At 67.5% G+C, this 16532-nt stretch carries 17 protein-coding genes; 10 read left to right on the top strand and 7 right to left on the bottom strand.

Annotation, left to right across the window (positions count from 1 at the left end):
* The first annotated feature begins 91 nt into the window (after window positions 1-91).
* Window positions 92-1174: a hypothetical protein gene (locus LH407_RS07570; protein ID WP_322134600.1), complete on the top strand. Its 1083-nt coding sequence runs from the start codon at window positions 92-94 to the stop codon at window positions 1172-1174.
* A 91-nt stretch (window positions 1175-1265) separates the two neighbouring features.
* Here the strand turns inward: LH407_RS07570 and LH407_RS07575 are convergent, their stop codons facing one another.
* Window positions 1266-2132, bottom strand: coding sequence for an AraC family transcriptional regulator (locus tag LH407_RS07575; protein ID WP_322134599.1), 867 nt, complete (start codon window positions 2130-2132; stop codon window positions 1266-1268).
* 112 nt (window positions 2133-2244) lie between these two features.
* On the opposite strand from LH407_RS07575, the gene LH407_RS07580 reads away from it, so the two are divergent.
* Entirely contained in the window at window positions 2245-2469 is a 225-nt protein-coding gene (locus LH407_RS07580) for a DUF1232 domain-containing protein (RefSeq protein ID WP_322134598.1), read from the top strand.
* A gap of 14 nt (window positions 2470-2483) precedes the next feature.
* On the opposite strand, the gene LH407_RS07585 is transcribed toward LH407_RS07580, so the two are convergent.
* Entirely contained in the window at window positions 2484-2990 is a 507-nt protein-coding gene (locus tag LH407_RS07585) for a septum formation family protein (RefSeq protein ID WP_322134597.1), read from the bottom strand.
* Window positions 2991-3081: 91 nt separating this feature from the next.
* Here LH407_RS07585 and LH407_RS07590 point away from each other — a divergent pair, with 91 nt between their 5' ends.
* The 3 genes from LH407_RS07590 to LH407_RS07600 are packed head-to-tail and all read left to right on the top strand — an operon-like array spanning window position 3082 to window position 8572.
* Window positions 3082-4830, top strand: a complete 1749-nt coding sequence (locus tag LH407_RS07590; RefSeq protein WP_322134596.1) for a dynamin family protein — start codon at window positions 3082-3084, stop codon at window positions 4828-4830.
* Window positions 4827-6425: a GTPase gene (locus LH407_RS07595; protein WP_322134595.1), complete on the top strand. Its 1599-nt coding sequence runs from the start codon at window positions 4827-4829 to the stop codon at window positions 6423-6425. The genes LH407_RS07590 and LH407_RS07595 overlap by 4 nt, the downstream gene beginning before the upstream one ends.
* On the top strand, window positions 6422-8572 hold the full coding sequence (locus tag LH407_RS07600) for a transglycosylase domain-containing protein (RefSeq protein ID WP_322134594.1): 2151 nt from the start codon (window positions 6422-6424) through the stop codon (window positions 8570-8572). Before LH407_RS07595 ends, LH407_RS07600 begins: the two co-directional genes overlap by 4 nt.
* Window positions 8573-8576: 4 nt before the next feature.
* Here the strand turns inward: LH407_RS07600 and LH407_RS07605 are convergent, their stop codons facing one another.
* A complete protein-coding gene (locus LH407_RS07605; protein WP_322134593.1) occupies window positions 8577-10202 on the bottom strand; it encodes a cell wall-binding repeat-containing protein in 1626 nt (541 codons plus the stop codon).
* Window positions 10203-10361: 159 nt separating this feature from the next.
* On the opposite strand from LH407_RS07605, the gene LH407_RS07610 reads away from it, so the two are divergent.
* Genes LH407_RS07610 through LH407_RS07625 form a run of 4 tightly spaced genes read left to right on the top strand, consistent with a single transcriptional unit; the run spans window position 10362 to window position 13346 of the window.
* Window positions 10362-10751, top strand: a complete 390-nt coding sequence (locus LH407_RS07610; RefSeq protein WP_322134592.1) for a hypothetical protein — start codon at window positions 10362-10364, stop codon at window positions 10749-10751.
* A gap of 8 nt (window positions 10752-10759) precedes the next feature.
* On the top strand, window positions 10760-11806 hold the full coding sequence (locus LH407_RS07615; RefSeq protein WP_322134591.1) for a type III polyketide synthase: 1047 nt from the start codon (window positions 10760-10762) through the stop codon (window positions 11804-11806).
* On the top strand, window positions 11803-12324 hold the full coding sequence (locus LH407_RS07620; protein WP_322134590.1) for an isoprenylcysteine carboxyl methyltransferase family protein: 522 nt from the start codon (window positions 11803-11805) through the stop codon (window positions 12322-12324). Before LH407_RS07615 ends, LH407_RS07620 begins: the two co-directional genes overlap by 4 nt.
* Window positions 12321-13346, top strand: coding sequence for an NAD(P)/FAD-dependent oxidoreductase (locus LH407_RS07625; protein WP_322134589.1), 1026 nt, complete (start codon window positions 12321-12323; stop codon window positions 13344-13346). Before LH407_RS07620 ends, LH407_RS07625 begins: the two co-directional genes overlap by 4 nt.
* Before the next feature lie 38 nt (window positions 13347-13384).
* On the opposite strand, the gene LH407_RS07630 is transcribed toward LH407_RS07625, so the two are convergent.
* Both LH407_RS07630 and LH407_RS07635 read right to left on the bottom strand, forming a co-directional pair.
* A complete protein-coding gene (locus tag LH407_RS07630) occupies window positions 13385-14284 on the bottom strand; it encodes a bile acid:sodium symporter family protein (RefSeq protein WP_322134588.1) in 900 nt (299 codons plus the stop codon).
* Window positions 14285-14317: 33 nt separating this feature from the next.
* Window positions 14318-14755 carry a MarR family winged helix-turn-helix transcriptional regulator gene (locus tag LH407_RS07635; RefSeq protein ID WP_322134587.1) on the bottom strand — a complete coding sequence of 146 codons (438 nt, stop codon included), beginning with the start codon at window positions 14753-14755 and terminating at the stop codon, window positions 14318-14320.
* 22 nt (window positions 14756-14777) lie between these two features.
* On the opposite strand from LH407_RS07635, the gene LH407_RS07640 reads away from it, so the two are divergent.
* Window positions 14778-15008 (top strand): hypothetical protein, encoded by a 231-nt coding sequence (locus LH407_RS07640; protein WP_322134586.1) that lies wholly within the window; start codon window positions 14778-14780, stop codon window positions 15006-15008.
* Window positions 15009-15011: 3 nt separating this feature from the next.
* Here LH407_RS07640 and LH407_RS07645 read toward each other — a convergent pair whose 3' ends face one another.
* Together LH407_RS07645 and LH407_RS07650 are read right to left on the bottom strand one after the other, a co-directional pair.
* The gene (locus tag LH407_RS07645) at window positions 15012-15668 is read right to left on the bottom strand and encodes an HAD hydrolase-like protein (RefSeq protein WP_322134585.1); all 657 of its coding nucleotides are present in this window, start codon (window positions 15666-15668) and stop codon (window positions 15012-15014) included.
* Between the two features lie 26 nt (window positions 15669-15694).
* Window positions 15695-16531: a type II secretion system F family protein gene (locus LH407_RS07650; RefSeq protein WP_322134584.1), complete on the bottom strand. Its 837-nt coding sequence runs from the start codon at window positions 16529-16531 to the stop codon at window positions 15695-15697.
* Window position 16532: the final 1 nt, after the last annotated feature.

Here is a 16532-nt window from a genome sequence, read left to right on the forward strand (position 1 = left end):
CGTTGCACCGTGATTGCGTCGCTCGTGAACACGTATGGCGGTGCTGTCGGATTTCTAGTCTCGCTTCGATCCATTCGAGAACGAGGAGACCATGTCCACTGCACTTACTTCCACCCGCGGCATCCGTCGCGTGACGATGCTCGTAACCGCTGGCGCGCTTGCCGCGACGCTCGCGGTGTCGAGCGCCGCGCTCGCCGAGGAGCTGCCCGTCGATCCCACCGCACCCGCGGAGGCACTCGTGGAGGAGCCGACTCCGCCCGCTGACGCCGAAGGGGATGTGCCCTCCGAGGAGCCTGCGCCCCACCAGGAGCCGATCCCTTCTGCAACGGTGCCTGCTACAACGGTGCCGCAGCCCGAACCGGGGCCGATCGAGTCGCCGGAGACTCCCACAGAGCCATCAGCCGATGTAACGCCCCCCACGATCACCGCCGACTGGATGCCCAGGTGGGACGAGTGGAGCAATCGCGAGAGTGTCACGTTCCGTGCCACTGATGCAGACAGCGGTATCGCCGAGCTCTACGTGGACGACGGGGAGATCGCCCGTACTGCCGGTGAATCCTTCACGTACCGGCTCGAGGAGGGCAGCTACAGCGTTTCGGCCTGGGCCGTAGATGCCCAAGGGAACGCAAGCGCACCCCTCACCATCCAGGTCAACATCGACCGCGTTGCGCCCACGCTGACAATCGAGCCGGTCGGACGCGTCGCGGCCGACGGCGCCTGGGAGCTCGAGGTGGGCGAGGTGGCAATCTTCCGCTACACCGCGGCCGACGACCGGGCTGGTTTGCATCAGAGCGGCTCGTCACACTGGCCGGACTATGCGGTCGACACGACGGAGGCCTCTGAGTTCGAGTTCTTTGTGAGCGCGCTCGACCGCGCCGGCAACTCTTCGGAGCTACATCAGCGGGTGCGGGTCGTGGCGCCGGGACCCACGGAGCCTGCGCCGACGGAGCCAACGCCGACCGACCCCGCACCCACCGACCCCGCACCGACGGAACCGCAACCCACGGAGCCCGGGCAGCCAGTGAGTCCATCGTCTCCCGCGCTGGGCGTCGCACAGCGTGACTCGCTTGCCTTCACCGGACATTCGCCCGCGACAGCACTCGGTTCGGCTGCCGCTCTGTTTGCTCTCCTGGGCGCGGTGTTGCTCACCGTCCGCGCGAGGCGACGGGCGTGAGGTCCGGCCCGGCTGCCGAGAGTGCAGTTCGGGCCAGTGGATGCCGCGGCGACGAGTCACACGTGCGTACTCGTCGCCGCGGCATCCGTGCTCAGGCTGGCTCGACCGGGAGCCACAGCTCCGTGGTGGCCGTGCTGAAGTCGTCGGCGCGATCGAGCACCGCCACGAGGGAGGGGCCAGGGCGCAGTCGCCACGGATTCGATGGGAACCACTCCGAGGCGGTGGCCGCCCACGTCGACTGCAACGCCGCGGGGTAGGCCCCGGATGCCCGGAACACCGCCCACGCGCCCGCGGGTACCTCGATCACGTCGAGATCGTCCGCTACCCGCGCATCGGCGGGCACGGCCACCCCGTGAAGGTAGGTGAGCTCCGTGCCTTCGACGTAGTCGGGGTCGACGGAGTCGCTCACCTGCAGTAGCCCGCCCGGTTCGGCGGCGGAGAGTGACTTCAGGCGCTCGTGCTCGGATGCGGGGAGGGAGGCGATGAACTCCTGGATGTGCGGGTTGGGTCCCTCGTGGATGAGGGGTACGCGGGTGCTGTGCCCCACGAGGCGCAAAGCCGGGTGGTCAACGATTCGGGTGTGCATGGTGGTGGTCCCTTCGACGGTCAGGCGAAACCTGATGACGGATTGTGATCGAAGGGGGCCGCCGTGGTCGCGCACGTGAGCGGGGCTGACGCCGTGCACCTGGTGGAACGCCCGGGCAAAGGCCTCGGTGGACCCGTAGCCGTGTGCTACCGCGACGTCGAGCATCCGCCCGCCCGCGACGAGTTCCGCGGCCGCGAGTGTCATCCTGCGTCGACGGATGTAGTCGCTCAGTGACATGCCGGCGAGTGAGGCGAACATCCTCCTCAGGTGGTACTCGGTGCTGCCGACCTGACGGGCGACGGACGCAACGTCGATGTCGTCGTGCAGGTTCGCTTCGACGACGTCGACGAGGGTGTTGAGCGCTGCGATCACGATGGCTCCCTTCGCTCACGAGCCTCGCCCGTCAGTGAGAGCGGCACCCGATCTTTCGTGCCCGATGCGATCGACCGTAGCCGCCCCCAGGGTCGGAGCGTAGGCTCGGGTCATGTCTCGGGGCCGTCAGATCGTCGCAGCCGTGCTGGTCGCTGCGGCCGCACTCGTATACGGCATCTCACCCATCGACGTGATTCCGGAGTTGCTCACGGGGCCACTCGGTTTCGCCGACGACCTCGCAGTGTTTGCCGGGGCCGGGTTCGCGATCTGGAAGATTCTGACCGGTAATCGCGGTCAGCAGCCGGGGAGCGGCACGGCACCGCCCCCCGCCGCATGAGCTGATCGCGCGATCTAGTAGGCGGCGCCTTCGAGGGTGCCGGTCACCTGGCCTGCGGGGTCCCACACAGTGCACTGGATGAGGCGGTCGCCTTCCGCCCAGCTACCCTCGGTCGGCCGTAGCGCGAAGTACGCGAGGGTGGAGTCCTCGTAGTTGATGCCCACGAAGTCGTTGAACGGTTGCAGGCAGCCCTCCTCGCCTTCTGCACTGATCGCCTCGTCGCCCGGGAAGTCGCCCTCCGGCAACTCGAACTCGTAGAAGATTTCGTTGTCGTGCGGCTCGGAGCACGGAACGATCGGAACCGACTGGATCTCTTCTGCGGAGTCGGACTCGTCGTTGAAGCAGTCGCCGACAGTGACGGAGAAGACGTCCACGTCGCCGGACTCTGTAACCTCGCCCTGGTCGTCGCGGACGGCGTCGGATGGCCCGACGAGGTTGTTGATGAGCGAGCATCCGCTGAGGGCCGTTGTCGCCACGAGCGCGAGCGCGGCGGCCGTGGTGACGAGTCGAATGGTGTGCATGCTGTGTACCCCCCGAAATGGTGACTGGACGGCATTTACCCTAGCGAAAATTCGCACCCCGCCCCCAGCATTGGTGAGGCATTCTTAGGGGATGACCTCGGCCTCCGGCGCTCTCGCGCGGCTTGATGCCGTACGGACGACGCTGGAGGGTGTTTCGCTCCCCCTTCCCCTGGAGGGCGCACTCGAGGGACGGGCAGCGGCTGCTGCCGCCGTGAGGCAGATCGACGACTACATCCGACCTCGCCTCACCGACCTGGACGCGCCGCTCCTGGCGGTTGTCGGTGGCTCGACGGGCGCCGGGAAGTCGACGATCGTGAACGCACTCGTCGGGTCGCCCGTGACACGGGCGGGTGTCATCCGGCCCACCACACGTCAACCGATCCTCGTGCACGCGCCGAGCGATGCCGGTTGGTTCGCGACCGACCGCATCCTGCCCGGCCTCGCGAGGGTTCGCGGGCGGCTCGCTGAACCCGGGGAGACCGCCGAGACCGCCGGGGAGACCCCGGATGCTTCGCGCATCGGCGAACTCGTGCTGCTCCCGCACGAGCGCGTTCCGGCATCCCTCGCGATCTTGGACGCACCGGACATCGATTCGATCGCCGACGAGAATCGCGCGCTCGCCGCACAGTTGCTCGCCGCCGCGGACCTGTGGCTCTTCGTGACGACGGCTAGTCGCTACGCGGATGCCGTGCCGTGGAGACTGCTGGATGACGCGGCCAGCCGCTCCATCACGGTCGGTGTTGTGCTCAACCGGGTGCCTCCCGGCGCGGAGGCCGACGTGCGCGAGGACCTCGGCAGGATGCTCGAGTCGCGCGGTCTCTCTGGCGCTCGCGTTTTTACTCTCACCGAGCAGGCGCTCACGGCCGAGGGCATGCTCCCGCAGGCCGCGGTGGCGGAGGTGCGCGAGTGGCTCGAGGCGATCTCCGGGGATCACGCGGAGCGCTCCCGTATCGCCGCCGCGACCCTCGCCGGTGCGGTCACCGATCTCGCGCACCGCGTCGACCGCATCGCGACGGCGCGTGCCGCGCAGCTCGCGTGGGTCGACGAGGCCGAGGCCGCCGTTCGGCTCGAGTACTCGAGTGCCGATGCTGGCATTGATGCGGCGACCCAGGACGGCGCGCTCCTGCGCGGCGAGGTCCTCTCGCGGTGGCAGGATTTTGTCGGCACCTCCGATGTGTTCCGCACGGTCGAGTCGTGGTTCTCGCGCACCCGCGATTCGGTGACGGCATGGTTCCGCGGGGTTCCAGCCCCCGTCACGGAGGTCGAAACCACGATCGAGCACGGTTTACACGCCGTCATCGTCGACCAGGCGGCACGGGCGGCCGCGGGAGCCTGGCGGGAGTTGCAGCGCAGCGCTGCCGGCCGCGAACTTGTTGCCGGGCATCCGTCGCTTTCCGCGCCGAGTGCGGGGTTCGAGCGGGCGGCGTCCGCGATGATCCGGGAGTGGCAGGGTGCTGTTCTGCAACTCGTGAGCGACAACGTCGGGTCGAAACGTACGAGAGCTCGAGTGCTCTCCCTGGGTCTCAACGCCGTGACGGTGGCACTCATGGTGGTTGTCTTCGCGTCCACCGGTGGTCTCACCGGCGGAGAACTGGTGATCGCGGGTGGGTCGGCGGTTGTCGGGCAGAAACTCCTGGAGACGATCTTCGGCGAGGATGCCGTGCGCCGACTCGCGAAGTCGGCACGCGACGATCTCGGTCACCGTGTCGACGACCTGCTCGCCGCGGAGGCGCGACGTTTTGAGGATCTGCTCGCCGCTGTACGTCGCGGCTCAACACCTGACGGACTTCGCACCGCGGCCGCCGATCTCGTGGCGGCCGTCGAGGAGGAGCGCGCATGAGCGGTCGCACTCTCGATGCGCGGCTGGCGGCACTGCGCGAGCTTCGCGCCCTCGGTGATGGCAGGCTCCAGCCGGAGTTGATGAAGAGCCTCGATGCGCTCCTCGATCGTGCCGAGAGCCGCCGATCGCTCTCGGGCGACCACACGGTGGTCGGGCTCTTCGGTGCCACCGGGTCCGGCAAGTCGAGCCTCATCAACGCCCTTGTGGGTGAGGAGGTGGCAACCACGCACATGCGTCGCCCGACGACGTCCGAGCCGCTCGCGGTCATCTGGGGTGTCGAGGGATCGGCCGCGCTCCTCGACTGGCTCGACGTGCGCACTCGTCATCCCGCGTCGGGGATCTTTGGAGGTGCCGAGCACCTGATCCTGCTCGATCTGCCCGATTTCGACTCGATCGAATCACACCATCGCGCAATCGCCGAACGGTTGGCGGCCCAGGTCGATGTGCTCGTCTGGGTCGTCGACCCGCAGAAGTACGCCGACGCGGTCGTCCATGTTGACTTCCTCGCCCCCCACGCTCGGCACGGCGCGGTCACGCTGGTTGTTCTCAATCAGATCGACAGGCTCGCCGAGCGTGACGTGCCCGCGGTGGTCGCGTCCCTCACCACTCTCCTCGACCACGACGGTGTGCGGGCGAAAGTCCTCACGACGAGTGCCGTCACGGGCGACGGCATCCCGGAACTCCGAAACGCGATCGCGGCCCTCGCGGCCGATCGCGCCGCCATCACCGCACGGCTCGAGGCGGATGTGTCGTCCCTCGCCGACACCATTCCCGCTCCGCAGACGACAACCCCGCGCCCCGTGGCCTCCGGCGACCTCGTGGACCAGCTCGCGATCGCGGCGGGTGTCGATGTGGTGGCCTCCGCGGTCGCCGCGTCGTACCGCAAGCGAACCGGCCAGGTCACCGGGTGGCCCATCGTGTCGTGGTTGCTTCGGTTCAGGCCCGACCCGCTGCGCCGCCTCGGGTTGCGTCCGAACCGAGGGTCTGACCCCGAGCTGCACCGCACAAGCCTCCCTGCCATGAGCGCGGGGTCGGCCGCCAGGGTGTCTCTCGCGGTGCGCAGTTACGCGGATGCCGCGGCCGAACCGTTCACGGAGAGCTGGCGGGCGGGCATCCGGCTCACCGCGCAGCAGTCACTCGACACCCTCCCGCCCGAGCTGGACCTCGCCGTGGCGAGAGCACCGCTTCCCTCCGGGGCGTCGTGGTGGTGGGTTCCGTTCGCAGTTCTCCAGTGGCTCGCGATCGCCTCGGCGCTCGTCGGGGTCGGCTGGATTTTCGCTCGATCGGCTTTGCCGATGATCGTTCCCGCTGTGCCAGAAGTCACAGGATGGCCCGTCACAACGCTCCTTATACTGGGAGGCATCCTGCTGGGCATTCTGCTCGGAGTCGCGGGTGCTGCTCTCGGAGCCGTGGTCGGGCGATTTCGGAGAAGGCTCGCTCGACGGTCCGTCATCGCTGAGGTCGACCGCGTGGCTACCGCTCGCGTGATCGAACCCATCGCGGCGGCTCGGGAGAGGGCCGCCGAATTCTCGGCAGCGCTCGCGATCGCGCGGGACACCACATCCACGACCAAGAGCAGGGGGGTGCTGACATGACGAGAGACACTCGTCCCTGGTATCTGCGGCACCATCCGGCCGAGCGGGCCCCGGAGAACGGCCTCGTCCGTTTTCTCAAGGGTCTGTCGGGCCTGCTCGCCTTCAGTCTTCTCGGCGGTCTTCTTCTCGCCATTGGCGCCGCGCCCGTTGTCGGTGTGACGGGTGTCATCGCGGCGAGCACCACGGGAATCTTTGAGGAGCTTCCCGAGTACCTCGTCGTTGATCGGCCCAACGAGCGCAACACGATCTGGGCGCAGTACACGGGCGAGGGCAACACGAACGGCTACTTCCCGGTCGCGACCGTTTACCTCCAGAACCGCCAAGCGGTCACCTTCGACGAGATCTCGCCGTTCGCCATCAACGCCGCTATCGACGGCGAGGATCACCGCTTCTACGAGCACAACGGTGTCGACACCGCATCCGTCATGCGTGCCGTGCTCGGCAACCTCGGCTCGCAGGGCATCGACAGTGGTGCGTCCACCATCACCATGCAGCTCGTCAAGAACCTCTTCGTTCAGCGTGCTCTCGAGCAGCCGACGGAGGCAGCGCGAGACGCCGCCTACGAGGAGGCGACGGCGCAGAGCTTCTCCCGCAAGCTCGCGGAGATGAAGTACGCGATCGGCCTGGAGAAGCGGTACACCAAACAAGAGATCATCACGGCGTACCTAAACATCTCGTTCTTCGGGGACAACACCTACGGCATCGAGGCTGCGGCGCAGCGTTACTACGGTCGTGCCGCGAAAGATCTCACCCTCGAGCAGGCGGCGAGCCTCATCGCTATCGTGCAGTACCCGGGCGAGCGCGGACTCGACAATCCCGACAACTTCGCGGAGAACCAGAAGCGTCGCGACACGATCCTCTACGCGATGGAGGATGTCGGGAGCATCACCAAGGACCAGCTCAACGAGGCCCTCGCAATCCCCGTGGATGCCTCGACGCTTGCGCCCGTGGAGGGCGGCAGCGGTTGCATCAATGCCATGGTCGAGGCTCGTTGGTTCTGTGACTTCGTGGTCAAGAACATCGAGAACTTCGAGGGTCTCGGTGCGACGCCGGTCGAGCGGCGGGCCAACTGGGAGCAGGGCGGCTACGACCTCTACACAACCCTCGATCTCGACGTCCAGGGCAATGCGCACAACCAGACAACGTTCTGGGCGCCGCCGAACGAACCAGCGTTCGGCTTGGGCGCGGCGACCGTGTCCGTCGAGGTCGGCACCGGTCGTGTGCTCACGATGGCGGAGAACAAACGCTTCGACGACAGCATCACCGGTGGTGGTGGCGACACCTCGGCCGTGAACTACAACACGTCGGCGGAGTACGGCGGATCCTCCGGCTTCCAGTCCGGATCGACCTACAAACTCTTCACTCTCATCGCCTGGCTCCAGGCAGGCCATTCGCTGTCGGACTCGGTGGACGGCACGGCGAGAACCGTGCAGCAGTCGCAGTTCGTCGACACGTGCGCCGACAGCCGCGGCCCGTGGGGCGGTCCGTATCCGTTCAAGAACGACTCGGGGGGCGGCGGCTCGATGTCGGTGCTGTCGGCAACCTCGGGCTCGGTCAACGGCGCGTTCATCTCGATGGCACTCAAGCTCGATCTCTGCGCCATTCGTAACGTCGCCGAATCGCTCGGTGTCGAGCGTGCCGACGGTGACAAGCTCTGGACCAACCCCTCGTCGGTGCTCGGTACCAACCAGGTGACCCCGATCAGCATGGCCGGTGCGTACGCCGCGATCGCGGCGGGTGGTGTCTACTGCAAGCCGATCATCCTCGACAAGATCGTCGGTCCGGACGGGCAGGACCTTCCCGGCCAGAAGCCGGAGTGCCGGCAGGCGATTTCGCCGGACATCGCGGCCCAGGCATCCGTCGCCCTGCGCGCGGTGATGACCGGCGGTACCGGTTCGGCATCGAACCCGGGTGACGGTGTGCCGATCCTCGGCAAGACGGGAACCACGGATGACTCGATCCAGACCTGGATCGTCACGTCCACCACTCGCGTGGCAACCGCCGTATGGGTTGGCAACAGCGTCGGCTTCTACCCGCTGAGCCGCTACGGTGTCGCGGATGCCTCGGGCAGCCAGCTACGTCACCGCATCATGAACGCCACGATGGCCGTCATCAACGGCAAGTACGGCGGAGGGCCGCTGCCTTAAGCACTCACGGGCAGTGGGTGAAGGAGGCGACCGCCGGGCTGAGGGTCGCCGTGCCGCCGAGGAGGGTGACCGACCGGATGCCCGCCGCCGTCATTCCGCGCGAGGTCGAGACGGGTACACAGTTCGCCGCACTGAGGTAGAGCGGCACACTCTGGTAACCCGCCAGGGCCGCGCCGGCGAGAGCATCCGGAAAGTTCTGACCCGACGCGAGGTACCCCGACGATGCCGACCCGAAGGCCTGTGCGTTGATCGCCTGTGCGACCTCGTAGCGGTTGGCGCCAGAACGGCGGTCGACTGTGAAGCCGACGGAGGACAGGGACGCGCGAATGCCGTCGCTCACCGAGAGGGATCCGCCCGCGATCCTGATGCTGGACGTACCGAGCGACCTCAGCAGCGCGAGTGTTGCCGGATCGATGCTCGACGCGGTGCCGTCCACGAGGATCACGGGGGCGTCGAGGTGTCCGGCGGCGGCGCCCGCGGTGAGGGCATCCGGATACGTTTTTCCGGTCGCGAGGTAGACGAGCGGTGCGCTCTCAAAGGCGTCGTCGACCACCGCTCGCGATACCTCGTAGCGTGTCGCCCCCGAGAGGCGGGTGACGGGTGCGATGGACTGCAATTGGGTGACGACCGCTTCGCTCACCGAGACCGGTCCGCCCGTCACGACGATGCGCGCGGGGGCGAGCCGTCGTAGTTCTGCATCAACGGCGGGCGAGAGTGTCGTGGGGTGGGTCAGGAGCAGGGGTCCACCGGAGTGGACCGCTGCCGGTGCCGCACTCAGGGCATCCGGGAAGTCGATTCCGGACGCGACGAACGCGACAGGGGCACCCCCGGCAAAACCCGCTCTGGACATGTTGGCCGACGCTTCATAGCGGTTGGCCCCCGCAATACGCGTCGAACTTGCGCCGTTGCTCACCGTCGCGGAGGGGGCGGACACGGTCGTTGCGGGATAGTAGCCGGACTTGGATCCCGTCACGCTCACGGTCAGCTTGCGACCTCCGTCGGTGATGGTCGGCGTGTAGGTCTGGCTGGTTGCGCCGGGGATCGTGACGCCGCCGGATGCCCAGCTCCAGCTGAGTGTTGTGCCCGACGGCCACCCGCTCGTCGACGCGGTGAGCGACCCGCCGACCGTCGCCGACCCGGAGATCACGGGAGTCGACCCGGGTGTGACGCGCGGTGCGCTGCCCGCAAAGATCTGAACCCAGTAGTGGCCGTACGGTCCGCCACTCACGTACCCGATGCCCACGCCGACGTAGCTGCCGTTCAGGATGTTGGCGCGGTGCCCGGATGAATTCATCCACGCGTTCATCACGGTCGATGAGCTCGGGTACCCGGCCGCGATGTTCTCGCCCGAGAACGTCCAGCCCGCGCCCGAGATCATGTCGCTGCGCCACGACGAGGAGCTGTGAATGAATTGCCCCGTGGATGCGAGGTACTGTGCCCACGTCGCTGCCGCGTGGTCGAGCGTGGGATCCGAGACGAGGGCGGGCAGGCCCTGGGAGGCCCGCTGCTGGTTGACGAGCGTGAAGACTTCGCCGGCCATGCCGGTCGCGGCGTTCGCGGGCGTCACGAGTCCGAACGTCACCAGGGCACCCACAACGAGTGCGACCGCCGCGCGAGAAAGACGTGCCACCGCCGAGATCCCCCTCCCGTGACGCGACCCCCACCCCGGGTACTCGTGTCGACTTCCACGCTACCCGCGCGCCCGGGGCCGCTCTAGACCGCTTTTTGGGGGACCGCAAGTGTGTGTTGCACGCTTGAAACCCACAGGTTGGAGCAACATACTTGCCCGATGAAGTCTCTCCGTGTGCTCGCAGCAGCCGTCGTCGTCTCCGCAGCCATCGGCCTCTCGGCCTGTGCCCCCGCCAATCCCGAAACCCCTGTCATCGCTCCCGTCACGGTCGACGTGAACGAGCTGCAGGGCAAAAACGTCACGATCGTCATCGGTCAGACCATCAACGTGACGACGGGTGATCTTCCCGTCGACAGCTACACCGCCGAGGTCTCCGACGAGTCGGTACTCGCCTACACTCCGGGCCGCATCGAGGAGACCGCTGAGTTCAACCCGGGCTTCACGGGAGTTCGTGTTGGGCAGAGCGATGTCATCATGCGCAACATTCAGGGGGGCATCCAGCCGCTCGAGTTCTCCGTCACGGTCAACGCGGACGATTCGGCAGAGTAATCCCGGCCATGAGCCGGATCGCCGCAGTCGCACCCGTCCTGCCGGATAACGTCTCGACGCAAGCCGAGATCACCGCGGAGCTCGCACCGCTCATCTCGGCCGTGCCGTCCAAGCGTGCCGTGCTCGAACGGATGCACGCGGCCTCCGGCATCGGTACGCGCCACACGGCTCTGCCGCTCGAGCAGTACCGCACCCTCGGATCCTTCCGTGAGTCGAACGATCTCTTCATCGCGTGTGCGACCGATCTCGCCGAACGCGCGCTGCGGGAGGCGCTCACTGCGGCGGGACTCGAGCCTCCGGATGTCGACTTCGTGATGTTCACGTCGGTGACAGGAATCTCCGCCCCCTCCGTTGACGCGCTGCTGGTTCAACGTTTGGGCCTGCGGTCCGACGTCAAGCGACTCCCGTCGTTCGGCCTCGGTTGTGTCGGCGGCGCGGCAGGGATCGCCCGAGTCAACGACTACCTCGCGGGCCATCCCGGCGAGGTCGGCGTGCTCCTGAGTGTCGAGCTGTGCTCCCTGACCCTGCAACGCGACGACGAGACGATCGCGAATTTTGTCGCGACCGGGTTGTTCGGGGACGGGGCTGCGGCCGTCGTTCTCGTCGGCGACGATCGACCGGAGCCGGGCATCCGTGTGGTCGATACCCGGAGCTCCTTCTACCCGGACTCGACGGGGGTGATCGGCTGGAACGTGGGCGGCACCGGGTTCGAGATCGTGTTGACGGCGGGCGTCGCCGACGTGATCGACAGGCACTTCTCGACGGAGGTTGCCGCCTTCCTCGGCGACAAGGGACTCGCCGTCGACGACATCTCAACATGGGTCGCCCACCCGGGCGGACCGCGCGTGCTCGAGGCGTTCGCTCGCTCGTTGGATCTCGAGCCCGGCGACTTCGCACTCAGCTGGGCCTCCCTCGACCGCGTCGGAAACCTCTCGTCCTCGTCCGTCCTGCACGTGCTCGCCGACACCATCGAGGCGGGCGCGCGCGGGCCCGGCCTGCTGTTTGCACTCGGCCCCGGGGTGAGCGCCGAGTTTGTGCTCCTGGAGTTTCCGTGAGTGTCGCGCTGTACGTCGCTTTTGTGCTCGCCACGGGTGCCGAGCGCATCTTCGAGCTCGTCGTGTCGCGTCGCAATGCGGCGGCGGCGTTCGCGCGTGGGGGTGTCGAATACGGTCAGCGGCACTTTCCGTGGATGGTGGCCCTCCACACCGGGCTCCTCCTCGCGTGCATCGCCGAGGTAATCCTCCTCGACCGCCCGTTCCTGCCGTGGCTCGGCTGGCCGATGCTCGTGATCGCGGTCGCCTGTCAGGTGGCCCGGTACTGGATCATCCGTTCGCTCGGCCAGCAGTGGAACACCCGTGTGATCGTGGTTCCCGGCGCCGGTCGTGTCGCCGATCGCGGGCTGTACCGCTGGTTCACGCACCCCAACTACGTTGTTGTCGCCGTCGAAGGCATCGCGCTGCCTCTCATCCACACCGCGTGGATCACGGCGATCGCCTTCACCGTGCTCAACGCGATCCTGCTGCTCGGCTTCCGTATTCCGACCGAGAATCGAGCGCTTCGGGAACTCGGATGAGTTACCGCGATGCTGACGTCATCGTTGCGGGGGGCGGCCCCGTGGGACTCGCCGCTGCCATCGAGGCTCGATTGGCGGGGCTCAGCGTCATCGTCGTTGAGCCGCGGGAGGGACCCGTCGACAAGGCGTGTGGCGAGGGCCTCATGCCGGGGGCGTTGCCGCTGCTCGCTCGGCTCGGTGTCGACCCCGACGGCATGCCGCTCGCCGGAGTGAGTTATCGCGACGGCGCGAGGCGCGTCGACCACCTCTTCGAGACCGGCCCGGGGCGCGGGGTGCGCCGCACGGCGTTGCACTCCGCACTCGCAGCGCGCGCGGTCGAGGCAGGAGTCACGGTGCTCGAGCGGCGCGTCGAGTCCGTCGAGCAGGATGCCACGGGCGTGTCGACCGCGGACCTCCGGGGTTCCTGGTTGCTCGGCTGCGATGGCCTCCACTCGACGGTGCGAAGCGCGGCCGGGATGGCGCGGGGTGCACCCGAGCGGCTACGACGGTACGGCATCCGTCGCCATGCCGAGATGGAGCCGTGGGGTGATCTCGTCGAGGTGTACTGGACCCCGCGAGCCGAGGTCTACATCACACCCGTCGCGCCGCGACTGGTCGGGGTTGCGGTTCTCGGCCCGGCCGGGACCGATTTCGACGCGGCGATCGCCAGTGTTCCTGAGCTCGCTCGTCGACTGGACGGTGTGACGTGGGCGACCGCGAGACGCGGTGCAGGGCCGTTTCGACAACGCGCTCGCCGCGTGCGCGATGGCCGGGTGCTCCTGATCGGCGACGCGTCGGGTTATGTCGACGCGATCACGGGAGAGGGGTTGCGTTTGGGGTTCGACCATGCGCGCGCGGCCGTCGCGAGTCTCGTCGGTGACGTCGACTACGAGCGGGAGTGGCGGCGCGTGAGCCGGGACTTCCGTTCGCTCACGTCGGGCCTCGTGACCGCGGCATCCGGCCCCCTGCGCGCGGGAATTGTGCCGCTGGCCGCGCGCGCCCCGCGACTGTTCGGGGCGATCGTGGAGCGACTCGCGCGCTGAGAGTGACAGCGCGATGGAGAGTGACAGTGCACTTGTGACTAGTCGTCTCGCGCCCCACTAGGCGCAACAGCGCTTTCGGAACCCTGCGGGCCGCGACCCCGGATGGCGAACCCGAACGCGGCCGCGATGAAGAACATGAGCACGCCGTAGACGGCTCCGGGGAGACTCATCTCGAAGTTACCCAGAACGGTCTGCGCGATCACGATCGCGAGTGTCGCATTGTGGATGCCGATCTCGAACGAACTCGCGACGGCCTGCTCGCGACTGACGCGAAACGCGCGTGGCACGAGGAATCCCAGGGTGAGGCTCAGCAGGCAGAACAACACCGTGACTCCCGCGAGGGCCGCGATGTTGTCCAACAGTGGCTGCAGGTTCGCGACCACGGCTCCCGCGATCACGATGACGAGGATGACGACGGAGGCGACGCGCACCGGACGATCCATCCTCGCGGCGAATGTCGGCCGCCACCAGCGCACGAGCATCCCGATCGCGACCGGTAGCAGCACGATGGCGAATACCTCGAGCGCCTTGGCGAACTGGAAGCCGACGGAGCCGTCGCCCGGCTGGAAGTACGCGATCGACAGGTTCACGATCACCGGCAGTGTGACGACGGCGATGATCGAGTTGAGCGCGGTGAGAGAGATGTTGAGCGCGATGTCGCCACGGAAGAGGTGGCTGTAGAGGTTGGCCGTTGTACCGCCGGGCGACGCCGCGAGCAGCATCATGCCGACAGCGAGCACGGGTGGCAGGGCGAAGACGATCACGAGCCCGAAGGCAACGAGGGGCAGCAGTACGAGCTGGCACACGAGCGCGATGATGACGGCTTTCGGGTGCCGCGCGATTCGCGTGAAGTCGCGCGGGGTGAGGCTTAGCCCGAGGCCCAGCATGATGATTCCGAGCGCGATCGGAAGCGCGATGGTGGTCAACGCTGATCCCATGACCCCATTCAACCGCGAGAGACCTCCGCGCGGCTACACCTGAGCGACGCGACCAAGCAGAGCGGTGAGCGAATCCCGGATGCCCTCCAACTCGCTCACGGAGACCCCGAGTCGTTCGACCACGTGCCCGGGCACGGCCTGCGCCCGTGCCCGCAGTGCTCGCCCTTCGTCGGTGAGGGATACATCGAGCGCTCGTTCGTCGTTGGCGTTCCGGCCGCGCGTGACGAGTCCGGCTTCTTCGAGTCGTTTGAGCAGGGGGGAGAGGGTTGCGGGCTCCAGGTAGAGCGTGGTGGCGAGGTCGCGAACGGTGCGGGGGCTGCGCTCCCACAACGCGAGCATGACGAGGTACTGGGGGTGGGTGAGCCCGAGGGGTTCCAGCACGGGGCGATACAGCCCGATGACCGCTCGCGAGGTCGCGGCGAGGGCGAAACACACTTGGCGGTCGAGGGCGAGCGGGTCGACATCCGTCATTTAATTAGTATACTAACTATTTGTGTCCTCAGTAAATCCCGAGAAGCAACGACTGGCCTGGTGGCAGCGTTTGAACCGTGCGTTGTTCCCGTTCATGGGGCCGGCGCAACTCGGCCCGTTCGGGGAAGAACCGCTGCCGTCGGTAGCGGAGAAGCCGTGCCCGCTGTGCGGCAACGCCATGTCGCAGCACACCTTCGAGCGTTCACAGGATCGCACCGCGACACGGATGCACTGCCCGCCAGCCGCGAACTGAGCCTCAGCCCAGAAGCAACGGGATGAGTTCGCTCGGCGAGGCGACCGTCGCGATCGCACCCTCGCTCTCGGCGGACGAGCCGTAGCCCCACTCGACGAAGATCGTCGGGATCCCGTGGACCGCCGCACCCTCGACGTCGTAGTCTCGGTCGCCGACCATGATCGGGCGTGAAACGTCGACACCGACCATCCGGAACCGGGTGATCGCCTCGGCGATGACGTCCTTCTTCGCGGACCGGATTTCGTCGATCGACGCGCCCGAGAGCACACGGAAGAGCTGGGTGAGGTTGCCGTGATCGAGGATGACGGATGCCGGGAACTCGGGCTTCGACGTTGCGAGCGCCAGCGGCACCCCGGCGTCGTGGATCGCGTGCAAAACCGCGGGGATGCCATCGAAGATGGGGCTCGACTTGGTGCCGCGTGAGATGTAGTGCTCGCGGTAGATCGCGAGCGCAACCGCGGATTCTTCTGGGGTCATCCCGGCGCGATCGCGGAACGCGTCGAGCAGGGGAGGGCCGACCCATTCGCGCAGCTCGGGTTGGCTCGGAACGGGCAGTCCGAGCTTCTCGAAGACGTAACCGAGCGACGCGGTGATGCCGGGCGCGGAATCGGCGATGGTTCCATCGAGATCGAACAGGATGCAGGTGTACGGGCTTGTCATGGCCTATCGAGCCTACGCTGCGCGCATCACAGCGCGGCGAACGACGAGAGCAGGTTGGCGACAGCGGGCGCGAGCACAACGATGAAGAGCACCGGCAGGATGCAGAACATAAGCGGGAAGAGCACCTGTACGGGAACCCGCATCGCCTTCTCCTCGGCGCGCTGACGGCGCTTGGCACGCAGGTCCTTGGCCTGCGTGCGCACGACGTTGCCGATCGACACCCCGTATTCGTCCGCCTGCATGATCGCTCGCGCGAAGCGCTGCAGGTCGACAACCTCGGTGCGCGCGGCGAGCGCCGAGTACGCCTCGCGGCGGGATGCCCCCACCCGCATGTCTTGTACGGTGCGCGCGAGCTCGGCGGCGAGCGGCCCGCGACCGTGCCGCCCGGCGCGCTCGATGGCGGTTTCAAGACCGAGACCCGCCTCGACCGAGATGAGGATCTGATCGAGGGTGTCAGCGAGTTCGAGCTGAATGGTGTCCTGCCGCTCGCGAGCCCGCCCCCACACGATGAGGTCGGGCACGAAGTAGGAGACGATGACAACGATGACCGCCACGAGGATGATCGTCGCGGTCGGCATCCACAGCACGAGGAGCGTCGCGACCACCAGCGCGACGGCCAGCAGCACGAGCTTCGCGATGACGAGCGTGCGCAGCGACCACTGCGTTGCGAGCCCCGCGAGCTGGAGGTTACGTTCCATGCGCTCGATGAGGGCGCGCGGTGCGAAGGGCGGCGGAGTCGTTTTGGCCGGCCGGTAGGCCGCGAGACGCGAGGGCCGGCCGCCACTCGGGAGCACGGCGAGCACCACCAGGGGAACGGCGGCCACGAGGAGGAGCGGGCCGAGGAAGGGCAGGATGACGTCCACG

The organism is Antiquaquibacter oligotrophicus (assembly GCF_020535405.1).
In the GTDB taxonomy this organism is placed as follows: Bacteria; Actinomycetota; Actinomycetes; order Actinomycetales; family Microbacteriaceae; genus Rhodoglobus; species Rhodoglobus oligotrophicus.